The 16885-nt window shown below is 68.9% G+C and carries 17 protein-coding genes; 11 read left to right on the top strand and 6 right to left on the bottom strand.

Annotated elements, in window-relative coordinates:
- Nucleotides 1–33: 33 nt before the first annotated feature.
- From SPHPH_RS0104820 to SPHPH_RS18925, 5 genes are read left to right on the top strand one after another with little or no spacing between them, the layout of a single operon-like run.
- Nucleotides 34–1422, top strand: a complete 1389-nt coding sequence (locus SPHPH_RS0104820; protein WP_202900639.1) for a methyl-accepting chemotaxis protein — start codon at nt 34–36, stop codon at nt 1420–1422.
- 19 nt (nt 1423–1441) lie between these two features.
- Nucleotides 1442–2791: a methyl-accepting chemotaxis protein gene (locus SPHPH_RS0104815; RefSeq protein WP_051272835.1), complete on the top strand. Its 1350-nt coding sequence runs from the start codon at nt 1442–1444 to the stop codon at nt 2789–2791.
- Between the two features lie 28 nt (nt 2792–2819).
- On the top strand, nt 2820–3518 hold the full coding sequence (locus SPHPH_RS0104810) for an SDR family NAD(P)-dependent oxidoreductase (protein WP_028965673.1): 699 nt from the start codon (nt 2820–2822) through the stop codon (nt 3516–3518).
- A complete protein-coding gene (locus SPHPH_RS0104805) occupies nt 3508–4452 on the top strand; it encodes a 50S ribosomal protein L11 methyltransferase (protein WP_028965672.1) in 945 nt (314 codons plus the stop codon). Before SPHPH_RS0104810 ends, SPHPH_RS0104805 begins: the two co-directional genes overlap by 11 nt.
- A 16-nt stretch (nt 4453–4468) precedes the next feature.
- The gene (locus tag SPHPH_RS18925; RefSeq protein ID WP_238302898.1) at nt 4469–5128 is read left to right on the top strand and encodes a TIGR02117 family protein; all 660 of its coding nucleotides are present in this window, start codon (nt 4469–4471) and stop codon (nt 5126–5128) included.
- A gap of 98 nt (nt 5129–5226) precedes the next feature.
- Here SPHPH_RS18925 and SPHPH_RS0104795 read toward each other — a convergent pair whose 3' ends face one another.
- Nucleotides 5227–5583 (bottom strand): hypothetical protein, encoded by a 357-nt coding sequence (locus tag SPHPH_RS0104795; RefSeq protein WP_051272834.1) that lies wholly within the window; start codon nt 5581–5583, stop codon nt 5227–5229.
- A gap of 37 nt (nt 5584–5620) precedes the next feature.
- Nucleotides 5621–6010 (bottom strand): hypothetical protein, encoded by a 390-nt coding sequence (locus SPHPH_RS0104790; RefSeq protein WP_028965670.1) that lies wholly within the window; start codon nt 6008–6010, stop codon nt 5621–5623.
- A 112-nt stretch (nt 6011–6122) separates the two neighbouring features.
- Between SPHPH_RS0104790 and SPHPH_RS0104785 the strand changes: the two genes are divergently transcribed.
- Nucleotides 6123–7025 (top strand): pirin family protein, encoded by a 903-nt coding sequence (locus tag SPHPH_RS0104785; protein WP_028965669.1) that lies wholly within the window; start codon nt 6123–6125, stop codon nt 7023–7025.
- On the opposite strand, the gene SPHPH_RS0104780 is transcribed toward SPHPH_RS0104785, so the two are convergent.
- Both SPHPH_RS0104780 and nusB read right to left on the bottom strand, forming a co-directional pair.
- Nucleotides 7012–7191 (bottom strand): DUF4169 family protein, encoded by a 180-nt coding sequence (locus SPHPH_RS0104780; RefSeq protein ID WP_028965668.1) that lies wholly within the window; start codon nt 7189–7191, stop codon nt 7012–7014. The genes SPHPH_RS0104785 and SPHPH_RS0104780 overlap by 14 nt on opposite strands.
- Before the next feature lie 2 nt (nt 7192–7193).
- Nucleotides 7194–7649 (bottom strand): transcription antitermination factor NusB, encoded by a 456-nt coding sequence (gene nusB, locus SPHPH_RS0104775; RefSeq protein ID WP_028965667.1) that lies wholly within the window; start codon nt 7647–7649, stop codon nt 7194–7196.
- 134 nt (nt 7650–7783) lie between these two features.
- On the opposite strand from nusB, the gene SPHPH_RS0104770 reads away from it, so the two are divergent.
- The gene (locus SPHPH_RS0104770) at nt 7784–8299 is read left to right on the top strand and encodes a YciE/YciF ferroxidase family protein (protein ID WP_028965666.1); all 516 of its coding nucleotides are present in this window, start codon (nt 7784–7786) and stop codon (nt 8297–8299) included.
- 280 nt (nt 8300–8579) lie between these two features.
- Here the strand turns inward: SPHPH_RS0104770 and hisD are convergent, their stop codons facing one another.
- Nucleotides 8580–9875 (bottom strand): histidinol dehydrogenase, encoded by a 1296-nt coding sequence (gene hisD, locus SPHPH_RS0104765; RefSeq protein ID WP_028965665.1) that lies wholly within the window; start codon nt 9873–9875, stop codon nt 8580–8582.
- Nucleotides 9872–10522 (bottom strand): ATP phosphoribosyltransferase, encoded by a 651-nt coding sequence (gene hisG / locus SPHPH_RS0104760; protein ID WP_028965664.1) that lies wholly within the window; start codon nt 10520–10522, stop codon nt 9872–9874. Before hisG ends, hisD begins: the two co-directional genes overlap by 4 nt.
- A 46-nt stretch (nt 10523–10568) precedes the next feature.
- On the opposite strand from hisG, the gene SPHPH_RS0104755 reads away from it, so the two are divergent.
- The 4 genes from SPHPH_RS0104755 (at nt 10569) to SPHPH_RS0104740 (ending at nt 16875) form a co-directional block, all read left to right on the top strand.
- Nucleotides 10569–11630: a DUF2332 domain-containing protein gene (locus SPHPH_RS0104755; protein ID WP_028965663.1), complete on the top strand. Its 1062-nt coding sequence runs from the start codon at nt 10569–10571 to the stop codon at nt 11628–11630.
- A gap of 270 nt (nt 11631–11900) precedes the next feature.
- On the top strand, nt 11901–12779 hold the full coding sequence (gene thiL / locus SPHPH_RS0104750; protein WP_028965662.1) for a thiamine-phosphate kinase: 879 nt from the start codon (nt 11901–11903) through the stop codon (nt 12777–12779).
- Between the two features lie 79 nt (nt 12780–12858).
- Nucleotides 12859–15039: a sodium-translocating pyrophosphatase gene (locus SPHPH_RS0104745; protein ID WP_028965661.1), complete on the top strand. Its 2181-nt coding sequence runs from the start codon at nt 12859–12861 to the stop codon at nt 15037–15039.
- Between the two features lie 228 nt (nt 15040–15267).
- Nucleotides 15268–16875: a DNA methyltransferase gene (locus SPHPH_RS0104740; RefSeq protein WP_028965660.1), complete on the top strand. Its 1608-nt coding sequence runs from the start codon at nt 15268–15270 to the stop codon at nt 16873–16875.
- The last annotated feature ends 10 nt before the right edge of the window (nt 16876–16885 follow it).

The raw sequence follows: 16885 nt of genomic DNA, 5'->3' as shown, positions 1-16885 counted from the left end.
CTAACCCGCTGTTAACGGATCGCGGCTAGTACGATGCCGATCCTTCCCTACTGCACGGAGCAGGTGTTGCCCAACGATTTGCCACCGATCGGATCCGTCGCCGCCGCGCTGGATCTCAACGCACGTTTCGACGTGTTCGATCTGGAGGGCGAGCTGACGCGCGCCGCGCGGGACGCCTGGGAGACGCTGCGTCCGCAGGCGCGTGTGATCGCCGACGCCTATTGGTCGCATTGGAAGCGCTGCTTCGGCACCACCGCCAATCACGCCTCGTACGAAAGCGAGCGGATGATCGATATCGGCGTCGCCTTCCTCGAAAATCGCTTCCTGCGTACCCGTGAACGCGCATGGGTGGAGTCGATCGAACGGTCGGTCGCCTCGGCCTATGGCGCCAACGTGTCGCCGATGGCGCTGCTGGCGATGATCAGCGCCAGCGATCGTGCCGCACTCGGCGCGCTGATGGCCAGCGTGCCGCGCGAGGACCCGCGCCTGCCGCAGCTCATCGACACGCTGATGCGGCTGTCGGCGCTGGAGGGCGAGATCACCGTCGCGATCTACTCGGTCTATTCGGCCCACAGCGCGCAGGGCGCACGCGACAAGCTCGCCGCGGACTTCCGGAACGAGATCGCAGTGACGGTGGAGGCTACGACGCACGAGGGACACAGCCTGCGCTCGCAGGCGTCGGTCGCCTCCTCGTCCGCACGCGGAATGCTGGGCAAGACCAGCGAGGTCGCCGCTGCCGCCGAACAATCCGCCGTTGCGATGCGCGACGCTGCCTCGACGGCGGCGGGGCTGATCCGCGCGATCGAGGATGCGCGCGCCGAGGTCGAGGTCGCCGCGGATATCGCCACCCGCGCCGCCTCGCAGGCCGGCGACGCCGTGACCGTGTCGGGCGCGCTCAGTGACCATGCCAAATCGATCGAGTCGATCCTTGGCCTCATCCGCGACATCGCCGGCCAGACCAATCTGCTCGCGCTCAACGCTACGATCGAGGCCGCGCGCGCAGGTGACGCCGGCCGAGGCTTCGCGGTCGTCGCGCAGGAGGTGAAGAGCCTCGCCAACCAGACCGCACGCGCCACCGACGACATCGCCGCGAAGATCGCCGCGATCCAGGCAGCGACCCGCGTCACGGTCGATACGTCCGCATCGATCCGTCACACCGTCGCCGAGGTGCAGGATTCGGCGACACGCATCCGCCACGCGATGGAATCGCAGGCGCAGACCGTCACCGCGATCACCGCGGCGGTCGACGAGACCGCGCTCGCCGCCGACTCGATGTCGCACACCATCGCCACGATCCGTGCCGATACCGAAGCGGTGGCCAGTGAGATCGATCAGCTCGGCTCGGGCTTCGAATCACTGGCCAGCCGGCTCGGCGATCTCGACACGCGCGCCGGCAATTTCGCGACCCGCGTCGCCGCCTGACGTTCCGGGGAACGCCACGATGAACTCGCTCGTCCACCACGATATGCGACCATTGGCCGACCGCGCGCGGGACTTCGATCCCTGCGGCCGCGTGTCGGCGGATTGTGCGGAAATCGCCGAAATCCTGGACGCGTGCGACGGCTGGACCGAAGTTGCCACCGCCTTCTGGACGCACTTGACGTCGCTCCCCAACGCCCCGGCCACGATCCGCGCCCTGCTACCGGCGGAGATCGAGGGGCGGGTGCGCAAGGCGGTCGGCCACGCGCAATTGCGCTACCGCTCGCCGCTGAGCGCGGCATGGGAGGCGATGATCGTCGGACAGGTCGATGACTCGCAGGCGGCGGGCGTTCCGCTCACCGCGCTGCTCTCGGCGCTGGTCGCGGCACATTGCCGTACCAATACGCTCGTCGCGGCGGCGGTCGGCAGCGATACGCCGCGGATGCTGCGCCTCGCCAATACGCTGCTGCGGATGGCGATGCTCGAATCGGATTTGCTGACGACGCAACTCGGCGCGATCGGCGTCGCGCGCGCCCGGGCGCAGCGCGCCGAACATGCCGCGGAGTTCCGCGCGCGCGTCGGCACCGGCATCGACGCGATCGCTGCGCGCGGCCGCGTCGTGCGCGACCGCGCGCGCTCGACCGCCGGTGCCGCCAGCGGGATGATCGAGAAGACCAGCGAGGTTTCGGTCGCCGCGGAGCAATCCGCGCTGGCGATGCGCGATGCCGCGTCCACCGCCGCCGGGCTGATCAACGCGATCGGCAGCGTTCAGCGCGACATGCACATCGCGACGCAGACGCTGACCGCCGCGACCGATCAGGCGGATGGTGCGGTCGCCGCCTCCGCGGCGCTCGACGAACATGCCAAGTCGATCGAGTCGATCCTTGGCCTCATCCGCGACATCGCCGGCCAGACCAACCTGCTCGCGCTCAACGCCACGATCGAGGCCGCGCGCGCCGGTGACGCCGGCCGCGGCTTCGCGGTCGTCGCGCAGGAAGTGAAGAGCCTCGCCAATCAGACCGCGCGCGCCACCGACGACATCGCCGCCAAGATCGCCGCGATCCAGGCCGCGACCCGCGTCACGGTCGACAAATCCGCTTCGATCCAGTCGAGCATCGAGCGGCTCCACGCCGCCGCGTCGCAGATCAACGAGTCGATGTTCGAACAGGCGCGCACCGTTACTGCGATCACCGCCGCGGTGGACGAAACCGCGCTTACCGCCGATTCGATGTCGCACACGATCGCCGCAATCCGGCAGGGTACGCAGACCGTGGCGGGCGAGGTCGAGTCGCTCGGCCAGTCGTTCGAGATGATCGCCGAGCGTTTCGAGACGCTGCGCGCCGAAGCGGACGGCTTCGCCAACGTAGCCTGATCGCCGCGGCGTCGTTACAGACGGCGCCATGACCAACATCCTCATTACCGGCGCCAGCCGCGGCATCGGCGCCGCGATCGCCGAAGCCTTGGCTGCGATCCCCGATGTGGTGGTCGCCGGACAGGGCACCACCAGCGGCATCGCAGCCGACTTCGCCGACCCCGCCGCCCCCGACGCACTCTGGGCCGAGGCGCTGGAGCGTCTTGATGGGCGCATCGACGTGCTCATCAACAATGCCGGCGTGTTCGAGGCCAATCCGCTCGACGGTGACGATGCCGATTGGCTCGCCGGCTGGGAGCGCACGCAGCGTATCAACCTCACCGCCGCGGCGCAGCTCTCGCGCCACGCGGTCCGCCACTGGCAGGGCAATGGCGGCGGGCGGTTGGTCAACGTCGCCAGCCGCGCCGCCTGGCGCGGCGACTCGCCCGCGCACTGGCATTACGCCGCCGCCAAGGCCGGGCTGGTTGCGATGACCAAGACGATCGCGCGCGGCTATGCGGCGCAGAACATCCTCGCCTTTGCGATCTGCCCCGGCTTTACGATGACCGGCATGGCCGACGATTATCTCGCCAGCCGCGGCGGCGACAAATTGCTCGCCGACATTCCGCTCGGCCGCGTCGCGCAGCCGGAAGAGGTCGCGACGCTCGCACGCTTCTGCGCGATCGACGCCCCGCCGTCGATGACCGGCGCGGTCCTCGACATCAACGGAGCCAGCTATGTCCGCTGACATCGACAGCTGGCGCGTCACCCTCCCTTGCACCCGCGCCGAGGCCGAGGCGATCGACGCCGCCGACGATCTGGCGATCGACGCGGTGCTGATGACCACCGAGGAGGTCGAGGACGATCGCGAGCATTGGCGGCTAGACGCTTATTGCGAGCACGAGCCCGACGCCGCGATGCTCGCCGCGCTCACCGCGCTGGTGCCGAGCGCCGCGGGCACCGCGCCGACCGTCACCCCGCTCACCGCGCAGGACTGGGTGACGATGAGCCAGGCCGGGCTGGAGCCGATCCGCGAGGGCCGCTTCGTCGTCCACACCAGCGCGCATCCGGTCGAGGCGCCGGACGGCGGGCGCGCGTTCCTGATCGACGCGGGCCAGGCGTTCGGCACCGGGCACCACGCCACCACCTCGGGCTGCCTCGCGATGCTCGACGGACTGGCGGATCGCGCGGTCACCAACGTCATCGATCTCGGCACCGGCACCGGGCTGCTCGCCTTCGCCGCCGCTTATCTCTGGCCCGCTGCCGCGATCACCGCGACCGACATCGACCCCGCCGCGATCGACGTCACCCGCGAGAACATGGCCGCGAACCATGTCGAGGGCATCGAACTGATCGTTGCGGACGGCGCACTGTCGGAGGCGATCGCCGCGCGCGCGCCCTATGACCTGCTGATCGCCAACATCCTCGCCGGCCCGCTGATCTCGATGGCGCCCGAGGTCGCCGCGATCGCCACCCCGCACGCCGCGATCGTGCTCGCCGGCCTGCTGGAAACCCAGCGTCAGGAGGTCGAGCGCGCGTTCACCGCCTGCGGCTGCACGGTCGAGGCGGTCGACCGCCGCGGCGACTGGTCGATCCTGCGGCTGACCGCCGGCGCCGAGCGCTACGTCCCCACCCGCCCGATCGACCCGAAGGGCCGCGACGGCTGGGCGCTCGACCTGTGACGCGGTGCCGCGCGCATTGAAGCGGATCGCGACGAACGCGGCGCGCGCGCTCGGCGTGTTCGCGGTCGTGGCGTTCGTCTATCTGCTCGTCGGCACTGCACTGTCGACGATACCGCGCAACCGCGACTGGCGCGCGCCGGTATCCCAAGGCGTGACGATCTGGATCGAGGACAATGGCGTCCACACCGGGATCGTCATGCCGAAGCGCGCCGCCGGGATCGACTGGACCGACGACTTCCCCGCCGCCGATCTTCCCGATCCCCGCTACGCCGCGAACGATCACGTCGCGGTCGGCTGGGGCGAGCGGAATTTCTTCCTCGGCACCCCGACATGGTCGGATGTGCGGCCGATCACCGTCCTGCACGCAGCCTTCGGCAGCGATGAAACCTTGCTCCACGTCGAACACATCCCCCGTCCGCAGGCATCGAAGGATGTGCGAGCGATCGTACTAAAGCCCGCCGAATATCGCCGCCTAGCTGCCGCGATCCGCGCCAGCCGCGCAAGCGGCGTGGCGATCCGCGGCTACGCCGGCTATGACGCCTTCTACCCCGCATCGGGCCGCTACGATGCGATCAGGACCTGCAACGCGTGGACGGGTGACCGCCTTGCGGACGCCGGGGTGAAGATCGGCTGGTGGACGCCGTTCTCGGCATCCGTGATGCAATGGTATCACTAAAACTGTCGCCCCGGACATGATCCGGGGCCCCGCTTCTTCTTTCTACCAAGGTTGAAGCGGGATCCCGGGTCAAGCCCGGGATGACGATCATCGACCCGTCACCCGTTCGACGACCCCGTCTGGTTCGCCATCTCGCCACGCGTCGCCGCCATCGTCGGCGCCGGCCCGGTCGCCGGCCGCAGACCTTCGCGCTCGGAGGCGGGCACCGGCGCGGTCGGATCGGGACGGAACGCCTCGGGCGCGCGGGTCGTGCCCGGCGTCGGCGCATCGGCGGCAAGGTCAGGCGCGTCGTGCTCGGCATTGCCGGCGGGCAGAAAGCGGTCGAGCCACCCCATGCCGAACGCCGCACCCACGCCCGCGATCACTGCGCCTACCGCGCTTGCCGCGACGATCGCGCGCGTTCGGCGGGCTTCCTGCGCCTTCACGGCGCGCGATTGCTGCTTTTTCTTGCTCATGTCCGCTCCAACCCTCGCCTGTGCATTCGCGTTCCCGTCACGCCAGCGCCGGCTCACGCACCGGCGACAGCTTGCCCGTCTGCGCGTCCAGCCCGCGCGCGGTCAGCACGTCGAGCACGGTCGTCGCCGCCACGAACGCGATCGTGCCCCAGATCGCGCGGTTGCGGGGCGAGCGCCGCGCGGCAAGCGCCAGCGCGCCCATGTCCATCGCATCGCCCGCGACGCGGTTCCACACCGTCGCCGACGCCGCCGGACTGGCGAGGATGCCGAGCCCGGACACGACCTCGCGCACCCCGAACCCGCGCACCACGCCGCGATGATCCTCGGCATCCAGCCGCCGCGCGATGCGGCGTGGCGCGAACAGTTCGGCCGCACCCAATGCCAGTGAGAACAGGCCAAGCCCGACACTCAAACCTTTGTAATTCATATCAATTCTCCCAGCCAACACCATCCGGCCCGCTCAACGGCCTCGCATTCCGGCCGGTTCCGCCCGCGAGGCTTCGCTGCTAAGCGGCGAGAAACGCTGACGGAGAAAGCGCATGTCGACCCGCGACGATCTGGTGCTGCAGACGCTGGAGCCCGCCACCCACGACCTTGGCGGCTTCAAGGTCTATCGCACCTTGCCGCACCGCGAGCGGACGATGGTCGGCCCGTTCCTGTTCTTCGACCAGATGGGACCGGCGCATCTGCCGCCCGGCAACGGCGTCGACGTCCGTCCGCACCCGCATATCGGGCTGTCGACCGTCACCTATCTGTTCGAGGGCGCGTTCCAGCATCGCGACTCGCTTGGCAGTGACATCCGCATCACGCCCGGCGCGGTGAACCTGATGACAGCCGGCGCCGGGATCGTCCATTCGGAGCGCTCGCCGGACGACGTGCGCATCGACGGTCCGCGGCTCGACGGCATCCAGACGTGGCTAGCGCTCCCCGACGGGCAGGAGGATCGCGCCCCCGCTTTCGAGCATGTCGCCGCCGACAAGATGCCGGTCGTCGACGCGCATGGCGCGACCGCGCGCGTCGTGATGGGATCGCTGTGGGGCGCGACCTCGCCGGTCACCGCTTATGCCGAGACGATCTACGCCGATATCGTGCTCGCGCCCGGTGCGGCAGTGCCGATCGACGACAGCACCGACGAGCGCGCGATCTATCTGGCCAGCGGCGAGGCGACGCTCGACGGCCTCGCGCTCGAACCGCAGCGACTTTACGTTCTACGCCCCGGCGTCGCCGCGACGCTTCGCTCACAGGCGGGCGGCCGCGCGATGCTGGCGGGCGGCGCGGCGTTCGCGACCCCGCGGCATGTGTGGTGGAACTTCGTCCATTCCTCGCGCGACGCGATCCGCGACGCGAAGCGCGCGTGGAAGGCCGGCGAGTTCGCCAGCGTTCCCAACGACAGCGAGTGGATCCCGCTCCCCGAGGTGCCGAAGACCGTCAGTTATCCGTGAGCTTGGCGCCGTCGAGCAGCGCGTCCTTGCGCGCCTGCTCTGCGGCGTCGGCAGCCTTCTCCGCCTTGGTCCGCCCGAATGCGGCACGATTGGCGGCGGCCTGCGTCTCCTTCGCGGCGCGGGTCTTGGCCTTGCGCGCCTGCCGGAAGGAAACGACCTCGCCCATCGTCAGGCGCGGACCTGTTTGCCGATCGCATCGAGCAGGCCGTTGACGAACCCCGCCTCGCGCTTCTGGTAGAAAGCGTGCGCGACATCGACATAAGAGCTGATCGCCGCGCCGACCGGCACGTCGGCACGCGCCAGCAGTTCGTAGGTGCCCGCGCGCAGGATCGCCTTCATCGGCTTGTCGAGCCGCTCCAGCGTCCACCCGGCGCTCAGCTTGGCTTCCACCAGCGGGTCGATCTCGCCGGCGCGCGCGGTGACGCCCTTCACTAGATCGTCGAAGAAGGTGACGTCGGCCTCGGCATATTCGACGTCCTCGATCGTCGCGCCCAGCCGATGCTGGTGGAATTCGTGGAGCAGCACGGGAATGGCGGTGCCCTCCATCTCATGCTGATAGAGCGCCTGGACGGCGGCGAGGCGCGCGGCGGCGCGGGCCTTGGTACGAGCAGCGGTGCGGGACATAGGCCGCGCGCCATAGTCGCTTGCCGCGCGTTCGTCACCCCCTGCCGCGCCTTTACCTCGATCAGCAAGATTGTTCGCAACGCTCCGGCGTGCCTCTCGTTCCTCGCGGGTAACTTCACCCGAGGAGATGGCACATGGGCCTGTTCACCAAGGACATCGCGACGCTCGAGGACCTGTTCCTTCACCAGTTGCAGGACGTCTATTATGCCGAAAACCAGATCACCAAGGCGCTGCCCAAGATGATCGAAAAGGCGACCGCGCCCGAGCTGAAGAAGGGCTTCGAGACGCACCTGCGCGAGACCGAGGGCCAGATCGCGCGGCTGGAGCAGGTGTTCGAGGCGCTCGACCAGAAGGCGAAGGCGGTCACCTGCCCGGCAATCGACGGCATCATCAAGGAAGCCAACGAGGTCGCGGGCGAGATCGCCGACAAGGCGGTGCTCGACGCCGCGCTGATCGCCTCGGCGCAGGCGGTCGAGCATTACGAGATTACCCGCTACGGCACGCTGATCGCCTGGGCGACGCAGCTCGGCCACGATAACGTCGTGTCGCTGCTGCAAGCGACGCTCGACGAGGAAAAGGCCACCGACGACAAGCTGACGACGCTTGCCGAGAAGAAGCTGAACAAGAAAGCCGAACTCGCCACCGCGTAATTTGAGGATGGAGGGCTAGCCCCCTCCTCCCGTCGCCCCTGCGAAGGCAGGGGCCCATGTCTGTAAAGTCGGTCGATCGGTCTGACACAAGGGCCAACTCCCGTGTGTCAAATCCCTCACCCGGACGAAACAGACATAGGCCCCTGCCTGCGCAGGGGCGACGGTTGGAAAGGCAATCGCCCGAACACTCCCGTCGCCCCGGACTTGATCCGGGGCCCCGGTACCTTCTCAACGACAGCAAGCAGCGGGGTCCCGGATCAAGTCCGGGACGACGAATGTCTTAGCGGTTCGCCCGAATCCGCAACGCCACCGACTGCGCATGCGCCGGCAACCCCTCAGCGCGCGCCAGCGCAATCGTCGCCGGCCCCAGCTCATTCAATGCCGTCTCATCCAGCTGCAAGAAGCTGGTCCGTTTCATGAAATCGCTCACCCCCAGCCCGCTCGCGAACCGCGCGCGGCGTCCGGTCGGCAGCACATGGTTCGGCCCCGCGACATAATCGCCGATCGCCTCCGGCGTATGCCGCCCGAGGAACGCCGACCCGGCATGGCGCAACAGCTCGAACAACCCCTGCGGATCGTCGCACGCCAGCTCGACATGCTCGGGCGCGAGCCGGTCAACCAGCGGCATCGCCGCTTCCAGCGTCGGCACGATCACGATCGCGCCATTGTCCTCCCACGCCATCCGCGCCACCGCCTGCGTCGGCAGCGCCAGCAACTGCCGCTCGACCGCCCCGGCGACCCGCTCGGCAAACGCCACGTCATCGGTGAACAGGATCGACTGCGTCGTCGTATCATGCTCGGCCTGACTCAGCAGGTCGGCGGCGATCCACTCGGGGTCGTTCAGTCCATCGGCGACGACGACGATCTCGCTCGGCCCCGCGACCATGTCGATCCCGACCACGCCGTACACCTGCCGCTTGGCCTCCGCGACCCAGGCGTTGCCCGGCCCGGTCACGACATCGACCCGCGCGATCCGTTCGGTCCCGTACGCCAGCGCGGCAACCGCCTGCGCGCCCCCGACCCGCCACACCTCGTCCGCCCCGACCAGATGCGCGGCGGCGAGCACCAGCGGGTTGACCTCGCCATCGGGCGTCGGCGTCACCACCACCAGCCGCCCGACCCCTGCAACCCGCGCCGGGATCGCGTTCATCAGCAAGGTCGACGGATAGGCCGCACGCCCGCCCGGCACGTAGACGCCCGCCGCATCGACCGCGCGCCACCGCGCGCCGAGCCGCACGCCCGCGGCATCGGTGTAGCTCACATCCTCGGGCCGCTGCCTCTCGTGATAGGCCCGGATCCGCGTCGCAGCCAATTCCAGCGCGGCGCGCAACTCCGGCTCCAAGCCCTCGAACGCCGCCGCGCACGCCGCCGCATCGACGCGCCACCCGGTCTCGTTCAGGTCGTGCCGGTCGAGCTTCTGCGTGAACGCATGCAGCGCCGCATCGCCCTCGTCGCGCACCGCGCGCACGATCGTCGCCACGTCGCGCGCGACATCGCCCGCCGCCTCGCGCCGCGCATCGACCAATGTGTCGAAGCGCGCCTCGAAATCGCCGTCCCGCGTGTCCAGCCGGATCATGCCGCCACCGCCGCGCGGAACGCCTCGACCAACGGGAATACATGCGCGCGCGTCTTCATCGCCGCACGGTTGACGATCAACCGCGCCGACACCTCCATAATCCGCTCCACCTCGACCAATCCGTTTTCCTTCAGCGTCTTGCCCGACGACACCAGATCGACGATCCGCGTGGCCAGCCCCAGCGTCGGCGCCAGCTCCATCGCACCATTCAGCTTGATGCACTCGGCCTGCACCCCAGCACGCGCGAAATGCTGCGCGGTAACGTGCGGATATTTGGTCGCAACCCGCACATGGCTCCACCCGCGCGGATCGTCGTTGGCTGCCATGTCGGCGGGCTCGGCGATCGACAGTCGGCAATGGCCGATGTTCAGATCGACCGGCGCATACAGCTCGGCATAATCGAACTCGGCGAGCACGTCGGACCCGACGATCCCCAATTGCGCCGCCCCATGCGCGACGAACGTCGCCACATCGAACGCGCGCACCCGGATCAGCTCGATCCCGTCCCGATCGGTGCGGAAACGCAGTGCACGGCTTTTCTCGTCGCCAAACGCCGGCTCGGGGACGATCCCGGCGCGCGCAAGCAGCGGCAGGGCTTCTTCGAGGATACGGCCCTTGGGAACGGCGATAACTATAGGATCGGACATGCGCGCGGCTTTACGAAGGCACTGCGGCGGGCGCAATGAGGCGCGCGTGGCAGACGAGTCGACCAACCGCGCCGCCTTCGAGGTGCAGGCGCAATATTGCGACGCGATGGCCGCGCCGCAGACCGCGGCTTTGTGCCGCACGCTCGCCCGCGTGCTGACCCGCGACACCGCGGTCGGCGCGCGGCTGCTCGACTGGCCGGGCGAGCCGGTCGCGGATGCGACGGTGCTGCGCGTCGTCGGCGGGCTCCACGCGCTCGCCCGCCGCGGCGTCGCCGACCCGTTCGCCGCCGACGACGCGACGCTGGCGACGATCCTCGCCACCCACGACGCGACGTTGCTTCCGTGGCTCAATGGCCCGCCGCAGACCAACGAGGCGCAGCGCTCGGCGGGGCTGATGACCGGGCTGCTCCACGTCGCCGCCGCGCACGGCCCGCGTATCGAGGTGCTGGAAATCGGCTCGAGCGCCGGGCTCAACCTGCTGATCGATCGGATGCGCTTCGATCTCGGCGGCGTGCGAGTCGGCCCACCCGACTCGCCGCTGGCGATCGTCCCCGACTGGCGCGGCCCGCCGCCGCCCGCCGCCGCAATCGCAATCGAGCGCACCCGCGGGGTCGACATCGCCCCGGTCGACGTCCAAGACCCGGCGCAGGCCGAACGGCTCGCCGGCTATGTCTGGGTCGACAATCACGACCGCCTCACGCGCCTTTCCACCGCACTCGACATGGTCCGCGCGCGCCCGGTCGATCTGGTGCAGGGCGACGCCGCCGACTGGGTCGAGGCGCGCCTCGCCGAGCCGCAGGAAGAGGGCGTCACGCGCGTGCTGATGCATTCGGTCGTCTGGCAGTATCTTCCCGCCGCCGCGCGCGACCGCATCCGCACCGCCATGGCCGCGGCCGGCGCGCGCGCCACGAGCGAGCGCCCGCTCGGCTGGGTGATGATGGAGCCCAACCGCGACCTCCACCGTCACGAGGTGCGCGTGCAATGCTGGCCTTCGAAGCAACCGATGCAGCTGGTCGCGCTCACCCATGCGCACGGCGCGTGGGTCGAAGGACTGCCTGAACCCTACGAAACCCGCGACTATGTGATGCGCCGCGGTGCGTATGAGTGACCGCCAAAGCCTTGAAGAACAGGAAACCACCGTCATCCCGGCCTTGAGCCGGGATCCCGCTTCTTCCTTTAGTGGCCGCGAAGAAGCGGGGCCCCGGCTCAAGGCCGGGGCGACGCAGAGTTTCGCGGTGTTCCGATTGAAAACATGCCGGCAAACCACGTCGTCATTCCCGCGAAGGCGGGAATCCAGACGCGCAGGTCCATCGATAGAGGCGCACCGTCGGAGGTTCTGGATCCTCGCCTCCGCGGGGATGACGATGGGACGCGGGCAATGACCGAAGCCGACTTCCTCGCCCGCCTTCGCACGCTCCCGCTCCACCCCGGCGCGGCACGCCTCACCGACGACACCGCCACGCTCGCCGGCCTCACCATCACCACCGACACGCTCGTCGAGGGCATCCACTTCCTCCCCTCCGATCCGCCGCAGGATGTCGCGTGGAAGCTGGTCGCCACCAACCTCTCCGATCTCGCCGCCAAGGGCGCGCAAGCCAAGGGCATCCTCCTCAACTACCCGCTGAGCGACGAAACATGGGACGGCGCCTTCCTCGACGGCCTCGCCGAAGTCCTGACCGAACTAGACTGCCCCCTCCTCGGCGGCGACACCGTCACGCTTCCCTCGAACGCTCCGCGCATCCTCACCGTCACCGCCTTCGGCCGCGACGCCCCCGCCCCGCCGCGCTCTGGCGCAAAGGCCGGCGACGCGCTCTACGTCACCGGCACGATCGGTGACGCCGGCGCGGGACTCGCCATCGCCCGCACCGGCAGCGGCGACCCCACGCTGCTCGCCCGCTACCGCCGCCCCGTCCCACGCCTCGCCGAAGGCCGCGCGCTCGCCCCGCGGGTCCACGCGATGATGGACCTCTCCGACGGCCTGCTGATCGACGCCGCGCGCATGGCCGCCGCCAGCGCGCTCTCGGTCACGATCGACCTCGCCGCCGTCCCACTAACGACCGGCGTCACCGATCCGCTCGCCGCCGCCACCGCCGGGGACGATTACGAACTGCTGTTCGCCGCGCCCGCGGACCTCGAACTCCCCGTCCCCGCCACCCGCGTCGGCACCTTCGCCGCCGGCACCGGGCTGACGTTGACGCAGGATAACCGAATGATCCCGCTACCCACATCGCTCGGCTACCAGCACGGGTTGCGCTGACGCCCCTACCTGTTAGCCTCGGCTCCCCGCGCGACGTACCGGCGACAGACCGGACGCGCCACTAGGAGGGATGAAGGGCATGACGATCGTCTATCTTGCCATCGTCTGCGGCCTGATCGCCGTACTCTATGGCTTCGTGACCAGTCGACAGGTGTTGTCCGCCTCGCCGGGCAATGAGCGGATGCAGGATATCGCCGCCGCCATCCAGGAGGGCGCGCGCGCCTATCTCGGGCGGCAATATACCACCATCGCGATCGTCGGCGTCGTCGTCGCGATCGTGCTCTTCGCCACGCTCGGCACGCTGTCGACGATCGGCTTCGTCATCGGCGCGCTGTTGTCGGGGCTCGCGGGATTCGTCGGCATGAACATCTCGGTGCGCGCCAACGTCCGCACCGCAGAGGCGGCGCGTGGCTCGCTGCAAGGCGGGCTGACGCTGGCGTTCCGCTCCGGCGCGGTCACGGGCATGCTCGTCGCCGGGCTCGGGCTGCTCGCGATCGCCCTGTTCTTCTGGTATCTGACGGGCCCCTCCAACCTGCTCCCCAACGACCGCGCGATCGTCGAGGCGCTGACCGCGCTGGCGTTCGGCGCATCGCTGATCTCGATCTTCGCGCGACTGGGCGGCGGGATCTTCACCAAGGCCGCCGACGTCGGCGCCGACCTGGTCGGCAAGGTCGAGGCCGGGATCCCCGAGGACGATCCCCGCAACCCCGCCGTGATCGCGGACAATGTCGGCGACAATGTCGGCGATTGCGCGGGCATGGCGGCCGATCTGTTCGAAACCTATGTCGTCACGCTCGGCGTGACGATGGTGTCGATCGCGCTGCTGATCCAGGCCCGCCCCGCCGAGCTGATGCGGCTGATGAGCCTGCCGCTCGCGATCGGTGGCGTGTGCATCATCACCTCGATCATCGGCACCTATATGGTCCGGCTCGGGCGCGGCACGATCATGGGCGCGCTCTACAAGGGCTTCTGGACCTCGGCCTTGCTGTCGGTGCCGGCGATCTGGGCGGTGACGCAGTGGACGCTCGGCGACATGAACGCGGTGATCGGCGGGGCGGGCTTTCTCGACGCCGACCGCGACGCCGCCTTCGACGCGATCACCACCGGCAGCGCGGATGCGGCGACCGCCGGCGTGCCAGCCGCGACGGCCTTCACCGGCACCGATCTGTTCTGGTGCATGATGATCGGCCTCGCGGTGACCGGGCTGATCGTCTGGATCACCGAATATTACACCGGCACCAACTACCGCCCGGTCAAGTCGATCGCCAAGGCCAGCGAAACCGGCCACGGCACCAACGTTATCCAGGGCCTCGCGATCAGCCTCGAGGCAACCGCGCTGCCGACATTGGTGATCGTGATTGCGGTGATCGCTGCCTACAAGCTCGCCGGGATCATCGGCATCGCCTTCGCCGCCACCGCGATGCTGGCTCTCGCCGGCATGGTCGTCGCGCTCGATGCCTATGGGCCGGTCACCGACAATGCCGGCGGCATCGCCGAGATGGCGGGGCTGGAGGACGAGGTCCGCGAACGCACCGACGCGCTCGACGCGGTCGGCAACACCACCAAGGCGGTGACGAAGGGCTATGCGATCGGCTCCGCCGGGCTCGCGGCGCTGGTGCTGTTCGGCGCCTATACCACCGACCTCAAGACCTATTTCCCCGACCTCACCGTCGATTTCTCGCTGAGCAATCCGTACGTCATCGTCGGGCTGCTGCTCGGCGCGTTGCTCCCCTATCTGTTCGGCGCGTTCGGCATGACCGCGGTCGGCCGCGCGGCCGGAGCGGTGGTCGAGGAAGTCCGCGAACAGTTCCGCGACAATCCCGGCATCATGCAGGGCACCAGCCGCCCCAATTACGGCCGCACCGTCGACCTCGTCACCCGCGCCGCGATCCGCGAGATGATCGTGCCGTCATTGCTCCCGGTGCTGTCGCCGATCGCGCTCTACTTCATCGTCCGCGCGGTCGACGGGCAGGCGAGCGGCTTCGCAGCGCTCGGCGCGATGCTGCTCGGCGTGATCGTCTCGGGGCTGTTCGTCGCACTGTCGATGACTAGCGGCGGCGGCGCATGGGACAATGCCAAGAAATATATCGAGGACGGCAACCACGGCGGCAAGGGCTCGGAGGCGCACAAGGCCGCGGTGACCGGCGACACGGTCGGCGATCCGTACAAGGACACCGCCGGCCCGGCGGTCAACCCGATGATCAAGATCACCAACATCGTCGCGCTGCTGCTGCTGGCCGCACTGGCCGGCCACGGCTGACCCCAACACGTCGCCCCGGGCTTGACCCGGGGCCCCGCTTCTTTCGACCGTCAGCCGAAAAGCGGGACCCCGGCTCAAGGCTCTCCTGAGCTTGTCGAAGGGGCCGGGGTGGCTGTCTTTTTACCTCCATTCCGGTGCCATCCTCACCCAGCACGCAAGCCCCAACCCGCTCCAAACCGCCCCTACCTGACCGCGACAACCCCGCCGCGTCCCGCTCCACTCGCGCCCATGTCCAGCGCGAACCGACCCACCAACCACCTCTATTACGGCGACAACCTTGACGTCCTCCGTCGCGAGATCGGCGATGCGACGATCGACCTCGTCTATCTCGACCCGCCGTTCAACTCGAACGCCAGCTACAACATTCTCTTCCGCTCCCCGACCGGCGACACGGCCGATGCACAGATCGAGGCGTTCGAGGACACCTGGCGCTGGAACGATCGCGCCGAGGACGCCTTCGACCAGGTCGCGCGCAGCGGCCACACCAAGGCGTTCGACCTGCTGAACGCGATGCGCGGCTTCCTCGGCGACAACGACATGATGGCCTATCTGGCGATGATGGCGGTGCGCGTGATCGAGCAGCACCGCGTGCTCAAGCCGACCGGCAGCCTGTATCTCCACTGCGATTCCACCGCGAGCCACTACCTCAAGCTGCTGCTCGACGGCGTCTTCGGCGCCGATCGCTACCGCAACGAGATCATCTGGAAGCGCACCACCGCCCATGCCGACGGCGGCCGCTGGGGGCGCAACCTCGACACGTTGCTCTTCTACACCCGCAGCGCCGAACATGTCTGGCACCCCGCCTACACCGCCTACGACCCGGAATATGAGGCGCGTTTCAGCCAGAGCGACCCCGACGGCCGCCGCTGGACCGACGACAATCTCACCGCCAAGGGGCTGTCGGGCGGCGGCTATACCTACGAATACAAGGGCGTCACCTCGCTGTGGCGGATGCCCGAGGAAACGATGCGCCGCCTAGACGCCGAGGGCCGGCTTCATTTCACGCGCAGCGGCGGCATCCGCCTCAAACGCTATCTCGACGAGGCCAAGGGCATGCCCGTACAGGCGCTCTGGGCCGACATCCCCGCGCTCAACTCGCAGGCGCAGGAGCGGCTCGGCTACCCCACGCAAAAGCCGCTCGCCTTGCTCGAACGGATCATCGCCGCGTCGTCGAACGAAGGCGACATTGTCCTCGACCCGTTCTGCGGCTGCGGCACCGCGGTCCATGCCGCACAGAAGCTCGACCGCCAGTGGATCGGCATCGACGTCACGCATCTCGCCATCTCGCTGATCGAAAAGCGAATGCAGGCTGCCTTCCCCGGTATCGCCTTCACCGTCGAGGGCACGCCCAAGGACCTCGCCTCCGCGGAGGACCTCGCGCGCCGCGACAAATACCAGTTTCAATGGTGGGCGGTGTCAATGGTCGACGCCATGCCGTACGGCGGTCGCAAGAAGGGTGCCGATGGCGGGATCGACGGGATCATCTACTTCAAGCCCGACGGCCGCCGCACCGAGCGCGCTTTGGTGTCGGTGAAGGGCGGCGACCATGTCGGCGTCACGATGATCCGCGACCTGCATTCCGCGATGATTCGCGAGAAAGCCGCCGCCGCGGTCTTCGTCACCAAGGTCGCGCCGTCGCGCCCGATGGAGAAGGAAGCCGCCGCCGCCGGCCGCTTCACGTCGGAGGTGACGGGCAAGAGCTACCCGCGCCTCCAGATCATCACGCTCGCCGAACTGTTCAAGGGCCGCCGCCCCGACCTGCCCTATGTCGACGCCACCGCAGCGTTCCGCCAAGCACCGCGCGAAAGCGGCACCCGGCAGGGATCGTTGTTGTAAAGCAACCCAA

Source organism: Sphingomonas phyllosphaerae FA2, assembly GCF_000427645.1.
GTDB lineage: Bacteria > Pseudomonadota > Alphaproteobacteria > Sphingomonadales > Sphingomonadaceae > Sphingomonas > Sphingomonas phyllosphaerae.
This window is presented reverse-complemented; position numbering and strand designations above follow the sequence as displayed.